Raw genomic sequence first — 22,454 nt, 5'->3', positions numbered from 1 at the left:
CTGCTCGCGATGGACGTAATGGCACCGCGTTTATACAGATAACACGCGTGATCGTTAGCGACCATCGCGAGCAGGCTCGCTCCTACAGTGCAGCAAAAGGAACAAGCAATGAACGATCAACACTGGGGCCCATCCATCAGTGCAGATATCGTGGTCATCGACGGCGGCGGTACGGCGGGTATCGGCTTTTTCGCCAGCCTGCTCAAGCGTAGTCCGCATCTGAACATCACCGTGATCGAACCCGACTCCCGGCACTACTGAGAATTCCTTATGTTGCTGGCAAGTCTGTTTGGTGTAGTGATGGGGTTGGTGCTCGGCTTGACGGGCGCCGGCGGCGGTATCCTTGCGGTCCCGGCGCTGGTGTTGGGGTTGGGCTGGAGCATGACCCAGGCCGCTCCGGTGGCGTTGTTCGCGGTGGGCAGTGCGGCCGCGGTCGGTGCCATCGACGGTTTGCGCCATGGTCTGGTGCGTTATCGCGCGGCGCTGCTGATCGCCGCGCTGGGCGCAGTGTTTTCGCCGCTGGGCATCTACTTTGCCCACCGGTTGCCGGAAAAAATCCTGATGATCCTGTTCAGTCTGCTGATGGTCGTGGTGGCCGGGCGGATGTTGCGCCGCGAGCGCAAGGACCAGGGCCCCAGCGACCACGGCCAGGCCAACTGGGGCCAGAAGAACTGCATGCTCGATCAACAGACCGGGCGCTTTTCCTGGACCGCCAAATGCACCGCGACCCTTGCCGCGCTCGGGGCGGTGACCGGCGTGGTCTCGGGATTACTGGGGGTGGGCGGCGGCTTTCTGATTGTCCCGGCCTTCAAGCAACTGACCGACGTGCAGATGCGCGGGATCATCGCCACTTCGCTGATGGTGATCAGCCTGATTTCGGCTATCGGCGTGATCGGCGCGTTCAATGCCGGGGTGCGCATCGATGGCTTGGGCATTGCCTTCATCGTCTCCAGCATCGTTGGCATGATCATCGGCCGCAAGCTCTGCGCCCGGGTGCCGGCGCGGGCGTTGCAGCTCGGGTTTGCCAGCATCTGCATCGTGGTCGCCGGCTACATGCTGTTCAGGGCCAACGCCTGATCGGTAGCGGTTCCTGTGGACGCCAGTGGGGTCCACAGGCCTACGCCCTAAGTGGCGAGCCTCGCCGACCAGCGGTCTTACACCATAGTGGTCACGCACCGCCGGCCCATCCAAAGCACCTGCAAACCAGCCCCAAGGCAGCGTATGGCACCGCTCGTCAGGTTTCGATAATCGCCTCCGACACTCAGTCCCCGTTTCGGAGCGCGCCATGCACAACAATAAGAACGTCACGCATCGTTTTCTGCCGGCCTTCATCGCCAGCCTGTCTGCTCTCGGCCTGAGCCAGATGGCCGAGGCGGATATCATGCTGTACGACAAGGACCAGACCACGTTCTCCACCGACGGCTACATCAACGCCTTCTACGTGAACAGCGATGTCGACCGCGCCGGCGATCAGTTCGACCGTCGACAGTCGCGGGTCAAAATGGGCTTTTTGCCCAACTACCTGGGGTTCAACATGGGCAAGCAGGTTGACGATCTCAAGCTCGGTGCCCGCGCCTCGTTCTGGGTCACCATCAACGACAGCCAGACCAACGGCACCGACACCGCCATCGATGTGCGGCAGTTCTTCGGCACCGTGGCCAACCCGGAGTGGGGCGAAGTGCTGATCGGCAAAGACTTCGGGCTGTTCGCCCGTTCCAACATCCTGCTCGACGAAATGCTCGCCGGTTACGGTCAGGTCAGCGATACGCTGGGGCTAGTGGATGGCGGCGGGGTGTCGTTCGGCAACATCGGCACCGGCTACCCGTATCCGTTCCCGACCTCGCAGATCACCTATCGCACCCCGGTGATGGACGGTCTGCGCGTGGCGGTCGGCATCATGGACCCGGTGGACACCAACGACAGCAGCCCGACGGGCAAGGCCTACCAGGAAAACCCGCGTACCGAGAGCGAGGTCACCTATCAGTTCGACCTGGCCGGGGCCAAGATCTACAGCTGGGTCAACGGCAGCTACCAGACCTCGGACAACACCGATTCCACGGTCGAGACCGTCACCTCCAAGGGTGTCGGGTACGGCGTGCAGGCGAAGATGGGCGGCTTGTCCCTCACCGGGTCCGGTTTCCAGGCCAAGGGCATCAACCCGTTTTTCACCAACAATGCCGGCGAGCCGACCCTGCGCAACGTCGACAGCGACGGCTACCTGATGCAGGGCTCCTACAAACTGGGCAAGAACCGCCTGGCCTTGTCCTACGGCAAGACCAATGACGATGGCAACGGCGTGGTCGGCAGCGGCGCGGACTACGAGACCCGCGGCATCGCGTTGTTCCATGACGTCAACGACAACCTCAAGCTGGTGGCCGAGTACAACCAGTTCGAAATCAACGGCCACGACACCGACGAGCAGAACGAAGACACCGACACCTTTGCCGTGGGCGCGGTGCTGACCTGGTAACCCCGGGAGGTGGCCCTGGCCGTGCGCATCGCGGCGAGGGTCGCCAACCGTCTCATCCCATCGAAGCGGCTACCCGCTACCCAAGTAGCATTCGTCGCACCCCACAGACTTCGTACACTCGTGCCTCATACACACGCACCTGCGGGAGGTAAGGATGCAGCAGAGCGAAGGCGTCGTCAGTGCAATGTCCCAGGCCACCGATGCCCGGCAGGTCGCGCAGGAACTGGCACGCCAGTTGTTGCATCCGCACCTGGGGTTCGTGCTGTTCTTCTGTTCCGCCGAGTACGACTTGCAGGCGCTGGGCCAGGCCTTGCAGCAAAGCTTCGGCGGCATCCGCCTGGCGGGCTGCACCAGTGCCGGGGAAATCACCCCGCTGGGCTACGGGCGCAATTGCGTGACAGCGGTGGGTTTCGATCACCGGCACTTTTCCATCGCGATCGAGCTGATCGACCAGATGGAGCACTTCAGCCTGATCGACGCCCAGCAAATGGTCGAGCGCCTGGTCAGTGGCTGTCGCAGCAACACCCTGGCCCCGATCAAGGGCAACAGCTTTGCCCTGACCCTGCTCGATGGCCTGTCCAGCCGCGAAGAAATGGTCCTGGCGGCCTTGAGCGCGGCATTGGGCGATATTCCGCATTTCGGCGGCTCGGCCGGCGACGACAACTACCTGACCCATACCCATGTGTACTTCGATGGCGAGTTCCACAGCGGCGCGGCCGTGGTGGTGCTGGTCAATACCTGGCTGGATTTCGAAGTGTTCACCACCCACCACGTGTTGCCCCGCGCCGAGAAGCTGGTGGTCACCGGGGCCGACAGCGCCTTGCGCCGGGTCTTCGAACTCAATGCCGAGCCGGCCGCCGAGGAGTACGCCCGGCACATCGGCGTGCCGGTGGCGCAGCTCGATCACCGGATCTTCGCCGCGCACCCGTTGGCGGTGCGGATCAACCAGCAGTACTACGTGCGGGCCATCCAGCAGGTGCATCCGGACCTGAGCCTGAGTTTCTACTGCGCCGTGGAAAACGGCATCGTCCTCACCGCCATGACCCCTGGGCCGATGCTGCCAAACCTGCAGAGCCTGTTCGAAGGGTTGCAGGAACGCCTGGGGGATTTGCTGCTGACCATCGGTTGCGACTGTTTCCTGCGGCGTCTGGAACTCGAAGACGACGGCAGTCTCGATCAGATCGGCACGTTTTTGCGCGAGCAACGGGTGATGGGGTTCAACACCTATGGAGAACAGTTCAATGGCATGCACATCAACCAGACCTTCACCGGCGTTGCCATTGCCCGTGGCCGTGCCCCAGGACATCGCTGAGCTGCAGGCCGAACTGGCCAGGCTGCGCCTGGAAAACCATAAACTGCAGCGCATCAATGGTGCGCTGATCGAACGGGTCGAGTCCGGGGGGACCCGCGGCAACGATCCGTACGCGGCTTTCCAGCATTCGGTGGTGCTGGCCGAGCAAGTGCGCGAACGCACCGATGCCTTGAACCAGGCCATGGCCGAACTCAAGGCCGGTAATCATTTGCTCAGCGAAGCCCGCCTGCGCGCGGAAACGGCGCATCAACACCTGATCGATGCCATCGAAAGCATTTCCGACGCCTTCGTGCTGTTCGACGCCGAGCAGCGCATCGTGCTGTTCAACAGTCGCTTCAAGGCGTTCTGGAGCAACAGCCGGGTGCGGATCAACGCCGGCATGCGCCTGACCGAGGTCAAGCGGTTGATAATGAACAACGGCCTGTTCACCGAAGAGCCTCGGGGGCATGCCGACGAAAACCCGCTTTACCGCCTGCAGAACGGGCGCTGGCTGCAAGTCAGCGAACGGCCGACCCAGGAAGGCGGGCGGGTGATTCTGTTCACCGACATTACCGACGTCAAACTCAGCGAAACCATGCGCCGTGAGCAGGCGGTGGCGCAGAAATCGCACCTGTTGCAGCGGGCGGTCGACAACCTGTCCCAAGGGGTGGCGATGGTCAGCGCCGAGGGCATCCTGGAGTTGTGGAACCGGCGTTTCCTGGAGCTGAGCGGCCTGGCGCCGGTGGCGGCCCATCGCCCGTTTGCCGAAGTGATCGCCGACAGCGAGTTGAAACTGCTGACCCCGGCCAGTCGCGATGGCAACGGACGACCGGTGCGCGAATGCGAGCAGCGCCTGTACGATGGCCGGGTCCTGGAGATCCGCACCCATCCGTTGCCCACCGGCGGTTTCGTCAACACGTTCACCGACATCACCGAACGCTACCAGCACGCCGAGGCGCTGAGCGAAAGCGAACACTGGATTCGCCTGATCACCGATCACGTACCCGCATTGATTGCCTACCTCAATGCCGACCTGGTCTACGAGTTCACCAACAAGGTTTACGAGGAGTGGTACTGCTGGCCCCGGGGCGTGATGCTCGGCCAGAGCCTGCGCGAGGTGCACAGCGAACAGCATTACCAGCGACTGGAGTCCTACGTGACCAGGGCGCTGGCCGGCGAGAGCGTGACCTTCGAGTTCGCCGAAACCAACGTCAACAACCAGGAGCGCTACATGCTGCGCTCCTATGTGCCCAACCGTCTGGCCAGTGGTGAGGTGGTGGGGATCTTCGTGCTGATCCGCGACATCACCGAACGCCGCCGCACTGCCGAGGCGCTGCATCAGGCGTATCAGAACCTGGAACTGCGGGTACGCGAGCGCACGGCGGAATTGACCACCCTCAACGACCAGCTGCTGCGCGAGATCGATGAGCGACGCCTGGTCGAGTCACGCTTGCGCGAGGCCAAGCAGGAAGCCGAGCAGGCCAACCTGTCGAAGACCAAGTTCCTCGCCGCCGTCAGCCACGACCTGCTGCAACCGTTGAATGCCGCGCGCCTGTTTACCAGTGCCTTGCTGGAACGGCGCGAGCCGATGTCCAGCGAGATTCTGGTGCGCAACGTGAGCAATTCCCTGGAAGACGTGGAGAACCTGCTCGGCACCCTGGTGGACATTTCCAAGCTCGATGCGGGGGTGATCAAGGCCGACATCGCGCCGTTCGCCCTCAGTGAACTGCTGGACAACCTGGCCGCCGAATACACCCAGGTGGCGCGCAGTGAAGGCCTGCAACTGCACTTCATCGGCTGTTCGGCACTGGTGCGCAGCGACATCCAGCTGCTCGCGCGGATTCTGCGCAATCTGCTGAGCAATGCGATTCGCTATACCTACAGCGGTCGCGTGGTGCTCGGTTGCCGGCGGCATCATCAGTGCCTGACGATCGAAGTCTGGGACAGCGGCATGGGCATTGCCGAGCATCGCCTGGAGGAGATTTTCCAGGAGTTCAAGCGCGGTGATGTGCAGCGACCCGATCAGGATCGCGGCCTAGGCCTGGGCCTGGCGATTGTCGAGAAGATTGCCGGCATCCTCGGGCATCCCATTCATGTGCGCTCATGGCCGGGCCGGGGTTCGATGTTCTCGGTCGAAGTGCCGTTAAGCGCCACCGCGCCGAAGCCGCCGCCGACGTTGCAGATGAGCGAACCGATGCTTGAGCGCCTGCGCGGCGCGCGGATATGGGTGCTGGACAACGACGCGACCATCTGTGAAGGCATGCGCACCTTGCTGGAGGGGTGGGGGTGTCGGGTGGTGACGGCGCTGTCGGAGGAAGACCTGGCGCGGCAAGTGGACAATTATCATGCCGAGGTCGACCTGCTGATTGCCGATTACCACCTGGACAACGATCAGAACGGTGTCGATGCGGTGGCCCGGATCAATGCCCGGCGCGCGTCACCGATTCCGGCGATGATGATCACGGCCAACTACAGCAATGAACTCAAGCAGCAGATCCGCGAACTGGGCCACACCCTGATGCACAAGCCGGTACGGCCGATGAAGCTGAAGACGGCGATGAGTCATCTACTTGGCAGGCCTTGATATCTCGGTGTTTTCACCACCGCTATCGCGAGCAGGCTCACTCCTACAGGTACATCGCAATCCTGTAGGAGCGAGCTTGCTCGCGATAAGAGCGACGCGGTCTTGCCGACTCAACGCCGCAGATATGACCCGAAATCAATATCCCCGGCACTCAGGATCGCCTGCACCCGGTTGTGCACGTTGAGCTTGCGCAGGATCGCCGAGACGTGGGCCTTGACCGTGGTCTCGGCGATTTCCAGGGTGTAGGCGATCTGCTTGTTCGACTCGCCCTTGGTCATGCGTTCCAGCACCTGCAGTTGCTTGCGGGTCAGGGCCTGGAGCAGTTCGGGCGGGAAGCTCGGGGTGTCGTTCATCCGCCGGTGGGTGCTGCTTTTGGCGGTGCGGATGATGTCCGGGGGCAGGTAGACGTTGCCATTGAGAATCTGCTGGATGGCATCGGTCATCTGGGTGCGGGGTGACGACTTGGTGATGAAACCCACCGCGCCGTAGGTGATGGCTTGCAGCACGATCTGTTTGTCCTGCTCGGCGGAGACGATCACCACCGGAATGGTCGGTGCTTCGTTACGCAGGTTGATCAGGCCATTGAGCCCGTGCATGCCGGGCATGTTCAGGTCGAGCAGGATCAGGTCCAGGTCGTCGTGTTCCTGGGTCAGGGCCAGGGCGCTGTCCAGGTCGGCGGTTTCCATCACTTCGCTGCCGACAAAACCGTCGCTGATGACGTTGTGAATGGCTTCGCGAAACAGCGGGTGATCGTCGGCAATCAGGATTTTGTACATGGCCTTTCACCTCATTATTTTGATTATGGTGTGGCAACAACACGCACGCGTAAAGCTCAGGGAAAGGGTTCGGGCCTGGCTGGCGAAACCGGCAGGTTGGCCGCTTGCCAGGCGTCCAGGCCATCGCGATACCAATACAGAGTTTTATAGCCCATGGTGGCGGCGCGCTTGACCGCATTCCAGCTCAACCAGCAGTCGGAGCGGCAGTAGAAGACCAGCGGTCGCGTCGGGTCGCCGGCGGTCAGCTTTTTCAGGTTGGCGGCGAAATAGTCCTGCCATTGCGGCGTCAAGTCGCCGTCCCCGGTATTGGCCAGCCAATGGCTGCCGGGCAGGTTTTCATGGGGCTGGTCTTCGATGAATTGCCCTTGCAGCCACTGACGGCGGTAGACGTCGATCAGCACCGGGCGCGGGGTTTGGCCGAGCAGGGTTTGCAGGGCGGGGGTGTCGACGATGGTTGCGCCTTGCAATTGGTCGGGCGTCGGGCTGCGGTACAGGCCGATGCGATAGCCGTCGGCGGAGAACAGCACTGTGTCGGCCTGCGCGGTGCTCAGCAGCAGGCTCAGGGACAGGGCGGTGAGAGCAGGGCGCAACAGGCAACGTCGGGCACGTGGCATGGGGTCGGTCCTTATAGTTATGGACCTATTACATGCCAGTCGGGGGGCGTTGGGAATGCGACGATAGACAGGGAAACCAGTACTAAAGTAGTAATTTCACCCTGTTCAATCAAAATCCCTCTGTAGGAGCGAGCCTGCTCGCGAAAGCGTTGTGTCAGTCAACTCATTTATTGAATGTGCCACCTTCGCGAGCAGGCTCGCTCCTACAGGGGGATTGTGTTGTCAGTTGGCTTTGCGCAAGGCCGCATGCTGCGGGTTGAAGCTCAGTACGGCGAGCAAGGCAAACAGCAGCGTCAGCCCGGTGCACACCGCCAGTGCCAACGGATTGAAGCGTTCATACAGGGCAAAACGCACCAGCTCCACCGCATGGGTAAACGGATTCACCGCGCACAGCCAGTACAGCCACTCGTTGGCCTCGCGCATCTTCCACAACGGATACAGCGCCGATGACAGGAAAAACAGCGGGAAGATCACGAAATTCATCACCCCGGCAAAGTTCTCCAGTTGGCGGATTGCGTTCGACAGCAACAGGCCCAGGGCGCTGAGCATCAACGCCACCAGCAGCAGCGCGGGCAACGCCAGTAACAGGCCCATGGCCGGTGGCCGCACGCCATAGACCCAGGCAATCGTCAGGAACGCATACACCTGCAACAGCGAAATCAGTGAGGTGGCCAGCAGCTTGCTGCACAGCAGAAAGGTGCGGGGCAGGGGGCTGGTCAGCAGCACGCGCATGCTGCCCATCTCGCGGTCGTAGACCATCGACAGTGAGCCCTGCATGCCGTTGAACAGCAGGATCATGCAGGCCAGGCCGGGGGTGATGTAGACCTCATAGGGGATGTAGGTGTCATAGGGCTCGATGATCGCGATCCCCAGCGCTGCGCGAAAACCGGCGGCGAACACCAGCAGCCACAGCAACGGCCGCACCAGGGCACTGAGAAAACGCGTGCGTTGCAACACAAAGCGCAGCCATTCGCGCAGCACGATACCGCTAAAGCATTGCCAGTAAGCGTTCATTGGGCAGCTCCCGATGTTGTCAGGCGGGTGAAGGCCGAACCGAGATCGCCACCGTGTTCAAGGCTCAGGGCATCGGCCTGTCCGCTGGCCACCAGCCGGCCTTGATGCAGGATCAGCAAGTCATCGCTGGGCTGTACTTCGTCGAGCAGGTGGGTGGTCCAGAGCACGCTGATGCGCTCCTCGCGACACAGACTGCGGATGTGCTGGTTGAGCGCCAGGCGACTCGCCGGGTCGAGGCCGACACTGGCTTCGTCGAGCAGCAACAGACGCGGCTCATGCAACAGAGCGCGGGCAATTTCCACCCGACGACGATGGCCGCCATTGAGTTCACGCACCCGTTCACGGCGGCGTTCGGTCAGGGCCTGGCGAGCCAGTTCGGCGTCGACCCGAAGGTCGGTCTGGCGCCGGGACAAGCCATGCAATGCAGCGTGATAACGCAGGTTCTGCTCCACGCTGAGGTCCAGGTCCAGAGTGCTTTGCTGGAACACCACACCCAACTGCCTGAGTGCCGGGCGTGCGGCGCTGCGCAATGAGCAGCCACCGATGCGGATCTCGCCTTGCTGCAGATCATAGAGCCGGGTCAGCAGGGCAATCAGGGTCGACTTGCCCGCGCCGTTGGGGCCCAGCAGCGCGGCGAAACGCCCCGGCTCCAGGCTGAAACTCACCTTGCGCAAGGCCTCTCGAGCGCCGTAGGCGAAGCTCAGGTCGCTGACTTCAAGGGCGTTCATGGCGTCACCACCACGCCCCAGGGATAGCGCCCGACCTTCACCGACTTGCTGACCTTGAGGCTGTCGACATCGATCACCGAGACATCGCCGCTGACGCCGTTGGTAGCCAGCAGTTGCTTCTGATCCGGGGTGAATGCCATCTGCCAAACCCGTCGACCCACCAGCAGGTAGTCGAGAATCTCGAAGGTCTTGGCGTCGATCACCGCCACATGGTTGGCCGGGCCCAGTGCGACGAAGCCGTACTTGCCATCGGCGCTGAGCTTGATGCCGACGGGCTGCACCTTGTCCGGATGCACGCCCTTGATCTGGAAGTTCAGGGTCTTGAGCACGGTGCGACCGGCGACATCGAGAATGGTCACGGTGCCGCCGATTTCCGCCGAGGCCCAGAGCTGTGCACCATCGGGGGAGAACTCGACGAAGCGCGGGCGCTGGTCCACCAGGGTGCTGTCGGCCAGGGTCTGGGTGCCGGTGTCGATCCAGTGCAGCATGTTGGTGGTTTCGCTGGTGTTGACCGCCCACTTGCCGTCGGGGCTGACGGCCATGCCTTCAGGTTCGACGCCGACGTTGATCTGGCCGAGCACCTTTGAGGTCTCGGTGTCGATCACCGTGACCAGCGCATCGTCCTCGTTGGAGACGTACAACCAGCGGTTGTTGGGGTGCAGGGCGAATTGTTCAGGGTCTTTGCCCGAGGGCAGTTCCTTGATGATCTTGCGCGTGGCCACGTCCATCACCTGGACCCGGTCCGAATCGCTGGCGCAGATGTACAGCAGCTTGTTGTCATGGGACAGCAGCAGACCGCGGGGGCGCTGGCCGACGGGCAGGGTGTCGGTGACTTGCAGGGTCTGCAGGTCGATCAGGCTGAGACTGTTGTCCTTTTCGTTGGAGACCCAGGCAGTGCTGGCAACGGCATGGCCAGCGGCGAGCAGCAAGGTGCAAGAGAGCAGGGTGCGGCGCATGGCGGATTCCTTGTTGTTGTGATGTTCGGATCAGGGAAAACGGCAACTGACCTCGGGTTTGTCGTAGCCCAGGCTGTCCATTTCGTTGAAGGGGTGCAGAAAGCCGTCCTGGGGAGAGGTGCTGACCAGCGCCCGGGGCTGGACGATGGGAATCGGCTGGCGCAACTGACCGTTCCACGACCGGTAGCTGAGCTTGCGGCCCTTGAAACCGTCGAGGGGCAACTGGTCGCCGACTTCCAGCGTACGGATCGCCATCGGCTCGGCCTGGCGCAGTTTGCTTACGGCGCTGGCGATACTGCGCACGGCCATCCATGCCGCGAAATCGCGGTCGTTCATCCAGCGCCCGGTCAGGGCTTCGAAGCGTTTTTGCAGCTGCGCGGCGCCGTAGGTTTCCACGGTCTTGTGCCAGCCCACCGGGGTCAGGCCCTGGGTGCCGGCGACCGGGCGCGGATACCAGGTCTGGTAGGGCACGTATTCACCGAAGTCGCCGCGCTCGTCGGCCACCAGCACCACGTCGTACTCGGCGGTCTGGGTGAACAGCGGCATGTCGGCCTGGGCGCTGCGGCGTTGGTCGTTATCGAAGCTCCAGGGTTTTTCCGCCACCAGTTGCAAGCCGAAGCGCTTGGCGGCGCGGCGCAGGGCGGCGGCATAGGCTTGATCGTCCGGGGTCGGGCCGACAATCAGCAGCGCCCGCTGCCACTTGCGCAGCACCAGAAACTGCGCCAGCGCATCGGCGAGCATCGCCCGGCTCGGCAAGGTGTGCAGCACGTTCGACAGGCAGTCGGTGGTGCGCAGGCTGTCATCGGCACTGCCGGCGTTGAACAGCAAACTGTCGGGCAGTGCCGCACTCAGTTGGCGCAGGCTGGCAGCAGGTGCGTTCACCACAAACAGACGCAGGCCTTGTTCGTGCTGAGCCTTTGCCGCCTCGAGCAAGGCCTCGGGGCTGTCGACACTGGCGCTGACCAGGCTGTAGCCGTGGTTGAGAAAACGCCCGGTGCTGTTGCTGTCGGTGATCGCCAGTTCGGCGCCGCGCAGCCCGGTATCACTGGGCTCGGGGATGACGTTGGACAGCAGCGGGCCGGGGTCGAGGCGATAACCCAGGTAGCCGATCCGCACCTGCAAGGGCGCATCGCCGGCCTGGCTCTGGGTAGCCAGGCCGGCGGCGCAGGCAATCGCCAGCAGGTAGATCAGGGCGTAAGGGATGAGCTGGCGCATGGGGCACTCCATTACAGGTAGCGCCAGCTTAGGTAGCCCGTGAAGCTGAGGAAATATGCAGAAAGTACCGGTGGTGTCCATCCAGCGCCTTACTACCAAGGGACTAGGTGGCGACCACCAAAGCAGCATGGGGCGAGTGCAATGCCGTTTCTAAGATAGCTGCCATAGCCTCTGCCAAGAGGTTTTGCGTGCAATCCAGAGGGCATAACAATGACAACAAAACGCAACGCCTTGCTCGTGACCGGGCTATTGGCCGGTCTTATCAGCGCAGGCTCCGTGTGGGCCCACGGCGACGTGGTCCCGCAAGCCGTGGCCACCCCGGGACTGACCCCGATCAAGGACGCCGGCGTGCAACTCGATGCCGATGGCTGGGCCGCGGTGAACCCGTATCGCACTGCCCCGGAACACGACAAGGCAGTGGAAATCGGCTCCTCGGCCTATACCCAGAACTGCGCGGCCTGTCATGGCCTGGAAGCCAAGTCCGGCGGTATCGCTCCCGACTTGCGCATGCTCGATGTCGGTGAGGCGGGTGATGAATGGTTCGCCGAACGGGTGCGCCATGGCGCGGTGCGCGACGGCCGGGTGTACATGCCGAAGATGGCCGACTACCTGAGCCAGGAAGCTCTGTGGGCGGTGCGCACTTATCTGGACACTGTGCACGTCGAGGAGTGACCCATGCGCCTGCTCGCGGTGCTGATCAGCGCTCTGTGGCTGTGCTGCCAGGCGGCGCAGGCGCAGGTTCGCAACTTCGATGAAATGATCGCCGCCGGGGAACTGAAGGTGGCGGTCTACAAGGACTTCGCCCCCTACAGCTTTGAACGCGCCGGAAAGCCCCAGGGTGTCGATGTCGAACTCGCCGAGGCCCTGGCCAAGGCACTCGGCGTGCGCCTGACGCTGATCTGGGCGCCGGCCGGGGAAAAGCTCGACGACGACCTGCGCGACTACATCTGGCGTGCCAGTGCCTTGCACAACCAGCAATTGGCCGACCTGATGATGCGCGTGCCCTACGACCGTGATTACGCGCAGAAGCGTAACGAGTTCGGCGAACTGGTCAACGGCCAGGTAGTGATGTTCGGTCCGTACCAGAACGAACAATGGCAGGTGGCCTATGACCGCCGAAGGCTGGACAAGGTCGCCAGCGTCGCGGTGTTCGAGCATCACCCGATTGGTGTCGAAGTTGACAGCGTGCCGTCTTTCTACCTGACCTCGGTGTTCAACGGCATGCTCGCTGGCAAGACCCATCACTATCCGGGCGTACCCCAGGCGTTTGCCGCGATGAAGGCCGGTGAGGTCGACGCGGTGATGGCCATGCGTGGCGAGATCGACTGGCAAGTTCACGAAGCGGCCGACCCGCAAGTGGCGCTGGCAGAAAATGCCTACCCGAACATGGGCAAACAGCTCTGGGAAATTGGCATGGCGGTGCACGAAAGCAACCGGCAACTGGCCTATGCCGTGGAAGAGGCGCTGGAAAGCCTGATCCGCGAGGGTTCGGTGAAGACCATCTACGGCCATTACGGCCTGCGTTACGACGTGCCCGAGATGTATCAATAAGGAGCAGGCGATGAAATGGCGAGGGAGTTGTCTGTTGGCCTGCTGGTTAAGCCTGACGGCACAGGCTGGCGCTATCGATCCCGGTAAAGACCCGGTGCCATCGGTGATGTGGGCCTTCTATCAGCAGCAGTTTCTGGGCAATGCGCCGTTCGTTTTCGATGAGCGGGTCAAGTTGCTGGCGCCGCCGTTTGCCGAAGATGCCCGGCAGGTGCCGCTGGAAATCGACGCCCGGGCGTTCAAGGGCGAGGTGGTGAAAATCCTCGCCTGGGCAGAACTGAACCCGTTGCCGAAAATCGTCGACTTCCAGCCGCTGAATTCGGTTTTGCCCTGGCTGTCGTTGCGCATTCGCATCGAACAGGCCACACCCTTGCGCGCGGCGGTGTTGACCCGCGACGGTGTGTGGCATGTCGGTTCGACCCTGATCGACGCAGCGGGTGGTGGTTGCACCGCGCCAAGCGTGGTGCGGACTCAACCGGGCTGGGAGGAGCATATCGGCGAAGTACTCGGCGGGCGTTATCCCCGGGGCGAATTCAGCCGTTTGCGTTTGCAGGTGGCCCATCCCATGGACAACGGCATGGTCAGCGGCATCCCGGAATTCTTCATCAACCATGCCGAGCTGCGCGACCACAACGAGCAAGTGCTGGCCCGGCTGGAGCTGTTTCCGGCGGTCAGCGAAAACCCCAACCTGGCCTTCGACATCGAAGGAACAGGGCAAACGCGCCTGTTAATACGGGACAACAGCGGCAATGAGTTCAATGCGTCGATTCTCTGATCCCAAGAAGCGTGACCCCAAGGAGCGTGGCATGCGCTGGATCCTGTTGATGGTGTTAAGCGTCAGTCTGCCGGCCCTGGCCGATCTCGACTACTCACTCAAGCCCCGGCAGATCGCCCAGGACACCTGGCTGCTGGAAGGCAGCACCGATAATTTTGCCAAGGCCAACGGCGGCAACATCGTCAACACCGCGTTCATCGTCACCGAACGCGGTGTGGTGGTGATCGACACCGGGCCGTCCAGGCGTTACGGCGAAGCGATGCGCAAGGCCATTGCCGCCATTACCGACAAGCCGGTGGTCGAGGTCATGCTGACCCATCACCATCCGGACCATGTACTGGGCAATCAGGCCTTCAGCGACGTGCCGATCGGCGCCCTGGCCGGCACCACTGAATTGCTGCACCGGCAAGGCGATGCCATGGCCGAGAACATGTACCGGATGGTCGGCGACTGGATGCGTGGCACCGAAGTGGTGCTGCCGACCCAGACGCTGACAGCCGGCGTGAAAAGTTTTGGGAATCACGATCTGCGTCTGCTGAGCCTGGGTGGGCATACGGGCGCGGATCTGGCTATTCTCGACCAGCGAACCGGCGTGCTGTTTGCCGGGGACCTGGTGTTTTATCAACGGGCACTGACCACGCCCAATAGCCCGGGCCTGGCCGTATGGCTGGCGGACATCGCGACCCTGCAAGGCTTGCCCTGGACGCAGGTGGTGCCCGGCCACGGCCCGGTGGCCAGTGACCCGCAGCCCTTCGAGCAGATGCGCGATTACCTGACCTGGCTCGATCGGCTGATGCGCGACGGCGCCGCGAATGGCAGCGACATGGCCGAGATGATCCGCAGCCCCATCCCCGAACGCTTCGCCGGGATCAGCCTGAGCCGCTACGAACTGATCCGTAGCGTCAGTCATTTGTACCCGCGATACGAGCGGGAACGGATGACGCGGGTGGATTCCGCCGCCGGAAAATGATGCTTTTCTGTAGGAGCGAGCCTGCTCGCGATGGACGTTAACGAAAACGCAAGCTGCCTGGATGAACGCGGTGGTCTGACGTTTTTCGCGAGCAGGCTCGCTCCTACAGGGGGCCGGTGCCGTTCACAAAATCTCGTGTCCATCTCCTCCGAACCTGTACCAAGGAACTAGCAATCTCCTCATTGCGGGCAATTGTTGCCAGGGCGGCGGCGCTCAAGAATCTGCACCAGACCGGGAAAATTTTCCGGACATAACAAAAATCCGCAGAGGAAGCCGTCATGACCCAACCCGCACGTCGCCAGCCCTTCGTCTTGAGCCTGCTGCTCACTGCCATGCTGTTGTCCGGCCAGGCATTGGCCGGGGTTTCCGACCAGGACATTCTCCAGGACCCGAAGAACCCGGAACAGGTCGTGACCAATGGCCTCGGCGTTCAAGGGCAGCGCTACAGCCCGCTGGATATTCTCAACGTCGACAACGTCAAGGAGCTGCGCCCGGCGTGGGCGTTTTCCTTCGGCGGTGAAAAACAGCGGGGCCAGCAAGCGCAGCCGATGGTCAAGGACGGTGTGATGTACATAACCGGTTCCTACTCCCGGGTGTTCGCCGTGGATGCCCGCACCGGCAAGAAACTCTGGCAGTACGATGCGCGCCTGCCCGATGACATCCGTCCTTGCTGTGACGTGATCAACCGTGGCGTCGCGCTGTATGGCGACCTGGTGATTTTCGGTACCCTCGACGCCAAGCTCGTGGCGCTGAACAAGGACACTGGCAAGGTGGTGTGGAGCAAGAAAGTCGCCGACCACAAGGAAGGCTACTCGATCAGCGCCGCGCCGCTGGTGATCAACGGCAAGCTGATTACCGGCGTGGCCGGTGGCGAGTTCGGCGTGGTGGGCAAGATCGAGGCCTACGACCCGAAAAACGGTGACCTGCTGTGGACCCGGCCGACGGTCGAAGGCCATATGGGCTACGTCTACAAGGACGGCAAAGCGGTGGAGAACGGCATCTCCGGCGGCGAGGCGGGCAAGACCTGGCCGGGCGATCTCTGGAAAACCGGCGGCGCGGCCCCTTGGCTTGGCGGCTATTATGACCCGGAAACCAACCTGCTGCTGTTCGGTACCGGCAACCCGGCACCGTGGAACTCGCACCTGCGCCCTGGCGACAACCTCTACTCGTCATCGCGCCTGGCGCTCAACCCGGACGACGGCACCATCAAGTGGCACTTCCAGAGCACGCCCCACGACGGTTGGGACTACGACGGTGTGAACGAGCTGGTGTCGTTCAACTACAGCGAAGGCGGCAAGGAAATCAAGGCGGCAGCCACTGCCGACCGTAACGGTTTCTTCTACGTGCTGGACCGCACCAACGGCAAATTCATCCGTGGCTTCCCGTTCGTGGACAAGATCACCTGGGCCACCGGCCTGGATAAGAACGGCCGGCCGATCTACAACGAAGCCAGCCGTCCCGGTGCCCCGGGTTCCGAAGCCAAGGGCAGCTCGGTGTTCGTGGCGCCGGCGTTCCTCGGCGCGAAAAACTGGATGCCGATGGCTTACAACAAGGACACCGGGCTGTTCTATGTGCCGTCCAACGAATGGGGCATGGACATCTGGAACGAAGGCATCGCCTACAAGAAAGGCGCGGCGTTCCTCGGCGCCGGCTTCACCATCAAGCCGTTGAACGAAGACTACATCGGCGTACTGCGGGCCATCGATCCGAAAACCGGCAAGGAAGTGTGGCGCCACAAGAACTACGCGCCGCTGTGGGGCGGGGTGCTGACCACCAAGGGCAACCTGGTGTTCACCGGCACGCCTGAAGGTTTCCTGCAGGCGTTCAACGCCAAGACCGGCGAAAAGGTCTGGGAATTCCAGACGGGCTCCGGCGTGCTCGGCTCCCCCGTGACCTGGGAAATGGACGGCGAACAGTACGTCTCGGTGCTCTCCGGCTGGGGCGGCGCGGTACCGCTGTGGGGCGGCGAAGTGGCCAAACGGGTGAAGGACTTCAACCAGGGCGGCATGCTCTGGACCTTCAAGCTGCCCAAGGATCTGGTGGCCAGGCACTGATCCAAAAATCACCGCATTCCCCCTGTAGGAGCGAGCCTGCTCGCGATGAACCTGAGAACACCGAGGGGTGTCAGGTGCCCAGCGTCATCGTTGACGACCATCGCGAGCAGGCTCGCTCCTACAGTCATCTGTGTGAAATCTACGACCAAATAACGAGAGCCCCTCCTGCCAACGATGCATTCGTCTGGCACGCGGGGCTCTCTAGTATCGGCTCATCGCCTGTCAGTACGACAGGCATCGACCCAGACAGAGGCCCACCATGATCTACGCACAACCCGGAACCCCAGGCGCCGTCATTACCTTCAAACCGCGCTACGGCAACTTCATCGGTGGCGAGTTTGTCGCTCCAATCAATGGCGAGTACTTCACCAACACCTCGCCGGTCAACGGTGAAGTGATCGCCGAGTTCCCGCGCTCCAGCGCCGCCGACATCGACAAGGCTCTCGACGCCGCCCATGCCGCTGCCGATGCCTGGGGCAAGACCTCGGCCCAGGACCGCTCCCTGGTGCTGCTGAAAATCGCCGATCGCATCGAGCAGAACCTTGAGGTGCTGGCCGTCACCGAAACCTGGGACAACGGCAAGGCCGTGCGCGAAACCCTGAACGCCGACGTCCCCTTGGCTGCCGACCACTTCCGTTACTTCGCCGGTTGCATCCGCGCCCAGGAAGGCGGGGCTGCGGAGATCAACGAGCTGACCACGGCCTATCACTTCCATGAGCCCCTGGGCGTGGTCGGGCAGATCATTCCGTGGAACTTCCCGCTGCTGATGGCCGCCTGGAAACTCGCCCCGGCCCTGGCCGCAGGCAACTGCATCGTGCTCAAGCCGGCCGAGCAAACGCCGCTGTCGATCATGGTATTCGCTGAGCTGATCGCCGACCTGCTGCCGGCCGGCGTGCTGAACATCGTCCAGGGCTTCGGTCGCGAAGCCGGCGAGGCCCTGGCCACCAGCAAGCGCATCGCCAAGATCGCCTTCACCGGCTCGACCCCGGTGGGCGCGCACATCATGCATTGCGCCGCCGAGAACATCATCCCGAGCACCGTCGAACTGGGCGGCAAGTCGCCGAACATCTTCTTCGAAGACATCATGAACGCGGAACCGGCGTTCATCGAAAAAGCCGCTGAAGGCCTGGTGCTGGCGTTCTTCAACCAGGGCGAAGTCTGCACCTGCCCGTCCCGGGCGCTGGTGCAGGAATCGATCTACGAGCCGTTCATGGCCGAGGTGATGAAGAAGATCGTCAAGATCAAGCGCGGCAACCCGCTGGACACCGAAACCATGGTCGGCGCCCAGGCGTCCGAGCAGCAATACGACAAGATCCTCTCGTACCTGACCATTGCCCAGGAGGAGGGCGCAGAGCTGCTCACCGGCGGTGCGGCCGAGCGACTGGAGGGCGACCTGTCCAGCGGTTACTACATCCAGCCGACACTGCTCAAGGGTCATAACAAGATGCGTGTGTTCCAGGAAGAAATCTTCGGCCCGGTGGTGGGTATCACCACCTTCAAGGACGAAGCCGAAGCCCTGGCGATTGCCAACGACAGCGAATTTGGCCTCGGTGCCGGCCTGTGGACCCGCGACATCAACCGCGCCTACCGCATGGGCCGGGCGATCAAGGCCGGGCGCGTGTGGACCAACTGTTACCACCTGTACCCGGCGCACGCCGCGTTCGGTGGCTACAAGAAGTCCGGCGTCGGTCGGGAAAACCACAAGATGATGCTCGATCATTACCAGCAGACCAAAAACCTGCTGGTGAGCTATGACATCAATCCGCTGGGGTTCTTCTGATTCCTTGAACACGACGCAAAACCTGTAGGAGCGAGCCTGCTCGCGATAGCGGTCCGACAGTCAACATTAATGTTGAATGTGCTGACCTCATCGCGAGCAGGCTCACTCCTGCATGGGGTTTGTGTGATGCCAGTGACCGCGCAACACCCCCTACCAAATCACCCCGCCAACTCCTTCGAAAGTAGCATTCGGGCCCTCATCGCCCCGTGCATTAATGGCTCTACCGGAATCACCCGGGCACAAGAAGAGGAATGACCCATGTGGACTAAACCCGCGTTTACCGATCTGCGCATTGGCTTCGAAGTGACGATGTATTTCGCCAACCGTTGATTGATCACCCGGCCAGCCGATGCGTTGGCCGGGCCTGCCTTCTGGAGCATCCGCCATGCACATCCGCGTTCTCGGTTCCGCCGCCGGCGGTGGTTTCCCGCAGTGGAACTGCAACTGCCGCCAGTGCGCCGGTGTGCGCAATGGCAGCGTGCGGGCACAGCGCCGTACGCAGTCGTCGATTGCCCTGAGTGACGACGGCGTGGAGTGGGTGCTGTGCAACGCGTCACCGGACATTCGCGCGCAACTCGAGAGTTTTGCGCCACTGCAACCGGCGCGGCGCCTGCGTGACAGCGCCATCGCCGGCATCGTGCTGCTCGACAGCCAGATCGACCATTGCACCGGCTTGCTCAGCCTGCGTGAAGGCTGCCCGCATGACGTTTGGTGCACCGAGCGCGTGCACCAGGACCTGAGCAGCGGTTTCCCGTTGTTCAACATGCTCGGACACTGGAACGGCGGGTTGCACTGGCAACCGGTCGGCCTCGATCGTCAGCCGTTCAGCATCCCGGCCTGCGGGCATTTGCAATTTCGCGCGATTCCCCTGGTGAGCAACGCGCCGCCGTATTCGCCCAATCGCGGCAACCCGCAACCGGGCGACACCATTGGCTTGTTCATTGAAGACCTGCGCAACGGCGCTTCGCTGTTCTATGCGCCGGGCCTTGGCCGAATCGACGAAGAAGTGCTGGGCTGGATGCAGCGTGCCGATTGCCTGCTGCTGGACGGCACCCTGTGGCGCGACGACGAGATGCGTATCTGCGAAGTCGGCCAGAGCCTGGGCAGCGAAATGGGGCACCTCCCACAAAGCGGCCCCGGCGGGATGCTGGAAGTGCTGGAGGGTTTCAACCGCCAGCGCAAGGTGCTGATCCATATCAACAACACCAATCCCATTCTCGATGAAGACTCGGCCGAGCGGGCGTTGCTGGAGCGGCGGGGTATTGAAGTGGCTTATGACGGCATGAGTATTGAGCTGTAGCCGCTGGCCCCATCGCGAGCAGGCTCGCTCCCACAGGGATCTGCGGCAAACACCAAACCCTGTAGGAGCGAGCCTGCTCGCGATGAGGCCAGTGCAGACGCCGCAGAACTTCCCGGAGAACCGCAATGACTGACAACGCAATGACCCCCACAGAATTCGAAACCGCCCTGCGCGCCAAGGGCGCCTACTACCACATCCATCATCCCTTCCACCAAGCCATGTACGCCGGCCGCGCCAGCCGCGAGCAGATCCAGGGCTGGGTCGCCAACCGCTTCTACTATCAGATCAACATTCCGCTGAAGGACGCCGCGATTCTCGCCAACTGCCCGGACCGCGACGTGCGCCGGGAATGGCTGCAACGGATTCTCGACCACGACGGCGTCCCCGGCAGCGAGGGCGGAATCGAAGCCTGGCTGCGCCTGGGCGAAGCGGTGGGGCTCGATCGCGAGCAGATCCTCTCCCAGGAACTGGTGCTGCCCGGGGTGCGTTTTGCGGTGGACGCCTACGTCAATTTCGCCCGTCGCGCCTGCTGGCAGGAAGCGGCCAGCAGTTCGCTGACCGAACTCTTCGCGCCACAGATCCATCAGTCGCGACTCGATGCCTGGCCGACCCATTACCCGTGGATCGACGTCGCCGGCTACGACTATTTCCGCACGCGCCTGAGCCAGGCACGGCGCGATGTCGAGCATGGCTTGCGCATCACCCTGGCGCACTACGTGACGGCCGAGGGGCAACAACGCATGCTGCAGATCCTGCAATTCAAGCTCGACGTGCTGTGGAGCATGCTCGATGCCATGAGCATGGCCTACGAGCTTGGTCGCCCGCCGTATCACACGGTCACGGGCGACAACGTCTGGCACCGGGGGATCGTCCTGTGAGCCTGATCGATCGCCAGCAGTCACCGGCCTTGCGTCGCGGGTTTCGTCTGCAATGGGAGCCCCGTCAGGACTGCCATGTACTGCTGTACCCCGAAGGCATGATCAAGCTCAACGCCAGTGCCGGGCAGATTCTCGACCTGGTCGATGGCCAGCGCAGCGTGGCGGCGATCATTGATCGATTGAGCGCGAATTTCCCCGGAGTACCCGGGATCGACGAAGACGTGCTGGCGTTTCTGGAGGTGGCCCATGCGCAATTCTGGATCGAGTGAGGCGCTGCCCGGACCGCCGTTGTGGCTGCTCGCCGAGCTGACCTACCGCTGCCCGCTGCAATGCCCCTATTGCTCCAACCCGTTGGACTTTGCCCGGCACGACGAAGAACTGAGCACGGAAGAATGGATTCGCGTATTCCGTGAAGCGCGGGACATGGGCGCCGCGCAATTGGGCTTTTCCGGCGGCGAGCCATTGGTGCGCCAGGACCTCGCCGAACTGATCAAGGCCGCCCGGGACATGGGCTACTACACCAACCTGATCACCTCCGGCATTGGCCTGACCGAGCAGAAGGTGCGCGACTTCAAGGTGGCCGGGCTGGACCATATCCAGATCAGCTTCCAGGCCGCCGACGAGGCGGTGAACAACATGCTCGCCGGCTCGCGCAAGGCCTTTGCCCAGAAACTCGCCATGGCCCGTGCGGTGAAAGCCCAGGGCTATCCGATGGTGCTGAACTTCGTCACCCATCGGCACAACATCGACCGGATCGCGCAGATCATCGAGTTGTGCCTGGAGCTGGAGGCGGACTTCGTCGAATTGGCCACCTGCCAATTCTACGGCTGGGCCGAACTGAATCGCGTCGGGCTGTTGCCCACCCGCGAGCAATTGCAGCGTGCCGAGCGCATCACTAACGAGTACCGCGAGCGCCTGGAAGCCCAGGGCCACCCGTGCAAGTTGATCTTCGTCACCCCGGATTACTACGAGGAGCGTCCCAAGACCTGCATGAACGGCTGGGCCAACCTGTTTCTCGACATCACCCCCGACGGTACGGCCTTGCCTTGCCACAGCGCCCGGCAGTTGCCGGTGCAGTTTCCCAACGTGCGCGAGCACAGCCTCTCGCACATCTGGAACGACTCGTTCGGCTTCAATCGTTTTCGCGGCGATGACTGGATGAAGGAGCCGTGCCGCTCCTGCGACGAAAAACACAAGGACCTGGGCGGGTGCCGTTGCCAGGCGTTCATGCTGACGGGTGATGCCGGCAATGCCGACCCGGTGTGCAGCAAGTCTCCGCACCACGGGGTGATCCTCAAGGCCCGCGAAGAAGCCGAGGCGTCGGGGTTGGGGATGGAACACCTGACATTGCGCAACGAGAAGGCTTCGCAACTGATCTACCGCGGCTAGCCAAGCGACACAAATCCCCTGTAGGAGCGAGCCTGCTCGCGATGGCGGAGTGTCAGCCAACAAACATGTTGAATGTTGAACCGCTATCGCGAGCAGGCTCACTCCTACAAGG

The 22,454-nt window shown here is 62.6% G+C and carries 21 protein-coding genes and 1 pseudogene; 16 read left to right on the top strand and 6 right to left on the bottom strand.

Translation table 11 applies throughout. From position 1 onward, the window contains the following. Positions 1-108: 108 nt before the first annotated feature. The 5 genes and pseudogenes from ACM6J5_RS15250 to nahK form a co-directional block, all read left to right on the top strand. Positions 109-258, top strand: a pseudogene (locus ACM6J5_RS15250) (pyridine nucleotide-disulfide oxidoreductase); the annotation flags it as partial. A gap of 12 nt (positions 259-270) precedes the next feature. After that, complete coding sequence (locus ACM6J5_RS15245) at positions 271-1,077, top strand: sulfite exporter TauE/SafE family protein (protein WP_095944117.1); 807 nt, start codon at positions 271-273, stop codon at positions 1,075-1,077. Between the two features lie 208 nt (positions 1,078-1,285). Then, complete coding sequence (locus ACM6J5_RS15240) at positions 1,286-2,470, top strand: porin (RefSeq protein WP_095944118.1); 1,185 nt, start codon at positions 1,286-1,288, stop codon at positions 2,468-2,470. 154 nt (positions 2,471-2,624) lie between these two features. After that, on the top strand, positions 2,625-3,782 hold the full coding sequence (gene nosP, locus ACM6J5_RS15235; protein ID WP_150673247.1) for a nitric oxide-sensing protein NosP: 1,158 nt from the start codon (positions 2,625-2,627) through the stop codon (positions 3,780-3,782). Further along, entirely contained in the window at positions 3,712-6,345 is a 2,634-nt protein-coding gene (nahK, locus tag ACM6J5_RS15230; RefSeq protein ID WP_095944120.1) for a hybrid sensor histidine kinase/response regulator NahK/ErcS', read from the top strand. The genes nosP and nahK overlap by 71 nt, the downstream gene beginning before the upstream one ends. A gap of 110 nt (positions 6,346-6,455) precedes the next feature. Here nahK and ACM6J5_RS15225 read toward each other — a convergent pair whose 3' ends face one another. The 6 genes from ACM6J5_RS15225 to ACM6J5_RS15200 all read right to left on the bottom strand — a co-directional run bounded on the left by ACM6J5_RS15225 (position 6,456) and on the right by ACM6J5_RS15200 (position 11,648). Beyond that, positions 6,456-7,121: a response regulator transcription factor gene (locus tag ACM6J5_RS15225; protein WP_095944121.1), complete on the bottom strand. Its 666-nt coding sequence runs from the start codon at positions 7,119-7,121 to the stop codon at positions 6,456-6,458. Between the two features lie 56 nt (positions 7,122-7,177). Beyond that, a complete protein-coding gene (locus ACM6J5_RS15220) occupies positions 7,178-7,735 on the bottom strand; it encodes a PQQ-dependent catabolism-associated CXXCW motif protein (protein ID WP_095944122.1) in 558 nt (185 codons plus the stop codon). Between the two features lie 222 nt (positions 7,736-7,957). Further along, a complete protein-coding gene (locus ACM6J5_RS15215) occupies positions 7,958-8,749 on the bottom strand; it encodes an ABC transporter permease (protein WP_414928859.1) in 792 nt (263 codons plus the stop codon). Next, positions 8,746-9,477 (bottom strand): ABC transporter ATP-binding protein, encoded by a 732-nt coding sequence (locus ACM6J5_RS15210; RefSeq protein ID WP_414928858.1) that lies wholly within the window; start codon positions 9,475-9,477, stop codon positions 8,746-8,748. Before ACM6J5_RS15210 ends, ACM6J5_RS15215 begins: the two co-directional genes overlap by 4 nt. After that, positions 9,474-10,433: a YVTN family beta-propeller repeat protein gene (locus ACM6J5_RS15205; protein ID WP_414928857.1), complete on the bottom strand. Its 960-nt coding sequence runs from the start codon at positions 10,431-10,433 to the stop codon at positions 9,474-9,476. The genes ACM6J5_RS15210 and ACM6J5_RS15205 overlap by 4 nt, the downstream gene beginning before the upstream one ends. A 30-nt stretch (positions 10,434-10,463) precedes the next feature. Next, positions 10,464-11,648 carry an ABC transporter substrate-binding protein gene (locus tag ACM6J5_RS15200; protein WP_414928856.1) on the bottom strand — a complete coding sequence of 395 codons (1,185 nt, stop codon included), beginning with the start codon at positions 11,646-11,648 and terminating at the stop codon, positions 10,464-10,466. 210 nt (positions 11,649-11,858) lie between these two features. Between ACM6J5_RS15200 and pedF the strand changes: the two genes are divergently transcribed. From pedF to pqqE, 11 genes are all read left to right on the top strand, one after another. After that, complete coding sequence (pedF, locus tag ACM6J5_RS15195; RefSeq protein ID WP_414928855.1) at positions 11,859-12,320, top strand: cytochrome c-550 PedF; 462 nt, start codon at positions 11,859-11,861, stop codon at positions 12,318-12,320. A 3-nt stretch (positions 12,321-12,323) separates the two neighbouring features. Beyond that, positions 12,324-13,199: a substrate-binding periplasmic protein gene (locus ACM6J5_RS15190; RefSeq protein ID WP_414928854.1), complete on the top strand. Its 876-nt coding sequence runs from the start codon at positions 12,324-12,326 to the stop codon at positions 13,197-13,199. Positions 13,200-13,209: 10 nt separating this feature from the next. Next, on the top strand, positions 13,210-13,971 hold the full coding sequence (locus tag ACM6J5_RS15185) for a quinoprotein dehydrogenase-associated SoxYZ-like carrier (protein ID WP_414928853.1): 762 nt from the start codon (positions 13,210-13,212) through the stop codon (positions 13,969-13,971). Positions 13,972-14,002: 31 nt separating this feature from the next. Further along, positions 14,003-14,941, top strand: coding sequence for a quinoprotein relay system zinc metallohydrolase 1 (locus ACM6J5_RS15180; RefSeq protein ID WP_414928852.1), 939 nt, complete (start codon positions 14,003-14,005; stop codon positions 14,939-14,941). Between the two features lie 278 nt (positions 14,942-15,219). Then, complete coding sequence (locus ACM6J5_RS15175; protein WP_414928851.1) at positions 15,220-16,995, top strand: PQQ-dependent methanol/ethanol family dehydrogenase; 1,776 nt, start codon at positions 15,220-15,222, stop codon at positions 16,993-16,995. 259 nt (positions 16,996-17,254) lie between these two features. Next, on the top strand, positions 17,255-18,775 hold the full coding sequence (locus tag ACM6J5_RS15170; protein ID WP_046037291.1) for an aldehyde dehydrogenase family protein: 1,521 nt from the start codon (positions 17,255-17,257) through the stop codon (positions 18,773-18,775). A 258-nt stretch (positions 18,776-19,033) separates the two neighbouring features. Beyond that, on the top strand, positions 19,034-19,105 hold the full coding sequence (gene pqqA / locus ACM6J5_RS15165; protein ID WP_003253598.1) for a pyrroloquinoline quinone precursor peptide PqqA: 72 nt from the start codon (positions 19,034-19,036) through the stop codon (positions 19,103-19,105). A 55-nt stretch (positions 19,106-19,160) separates the two neighbouring features. Next, positions 19,161-20,075: a pyrroloquinoline quinone biosynthesis protein PqqB gene (gene pqqB, locus ACM6J5_RS15160; RefSeq protein WP_150673237.1), complete on the top strand. Its 915-nt coding sequence runs from the start codon at positions 19,161-19,163 to the stop codon at positions 20,073-20,075. 125 nt (positions 20,076-20,200) lie between these two features. Continuing rightward, positions 20,201-20,953 (top strand): pyrroloquinoline-quinone synthase PqqC, encoded by a 753-nt coding sequence (gene pqqC / locus ACM6J5_RS15155; protein ID WP_095944133.1) that lies wholly within the window; start codon positions 20,201-20,203, stop codon positions 20,951-20,953. Then, positions 20,950-21,222: a pyrroloquinoline quinone biosynthesis peptide chaperone PqqD gene (gene pqqD / locus ACM6J5_RS15150; RefSeq protein ID WP_103393708.1), complete on the top strand. Its 273-nt coding sequence runs from the start codon at positions 20,950-20,952 to the stop codon at positions 21,220-21,222. The genes pqqC and pqqD overlap by 4 nt, the downstream gene beginning before the upstream one ends. Then, the gene (gene pqqE / locus ACM6J5_RS15145) at positions 21,200-22,342 is read left to right on the top strand and encodes a pyrroloquinoline quinone biosynthesis protein PqqE (RefSeq protein WP_414928850.1); all 1,143 of its coding nucleotides are present in this window, start codon (positions 21,200-21,202) and stop codon (positions 22,340-22,342) included. The genes pqqD and pqqE overlap by 23 nt, the downstream gene beginning before the upstream one ends. The last annotated feature ends 112 nt before the right edge of the window (positions 22,343-22,454 follow it).

This window comes from Pseudomonas sp. IT-P74 (assembly GCF_949768175.1).
Lineage (GTDB): Bacteria > Pseudomonadota > Gammaproteobacteria > Pseudomonadales > Pseudomonadaceae > Aquipseudomonas.
This window is presented reverse-complemented; position numbering and strand designations above follow the sequence as displayed.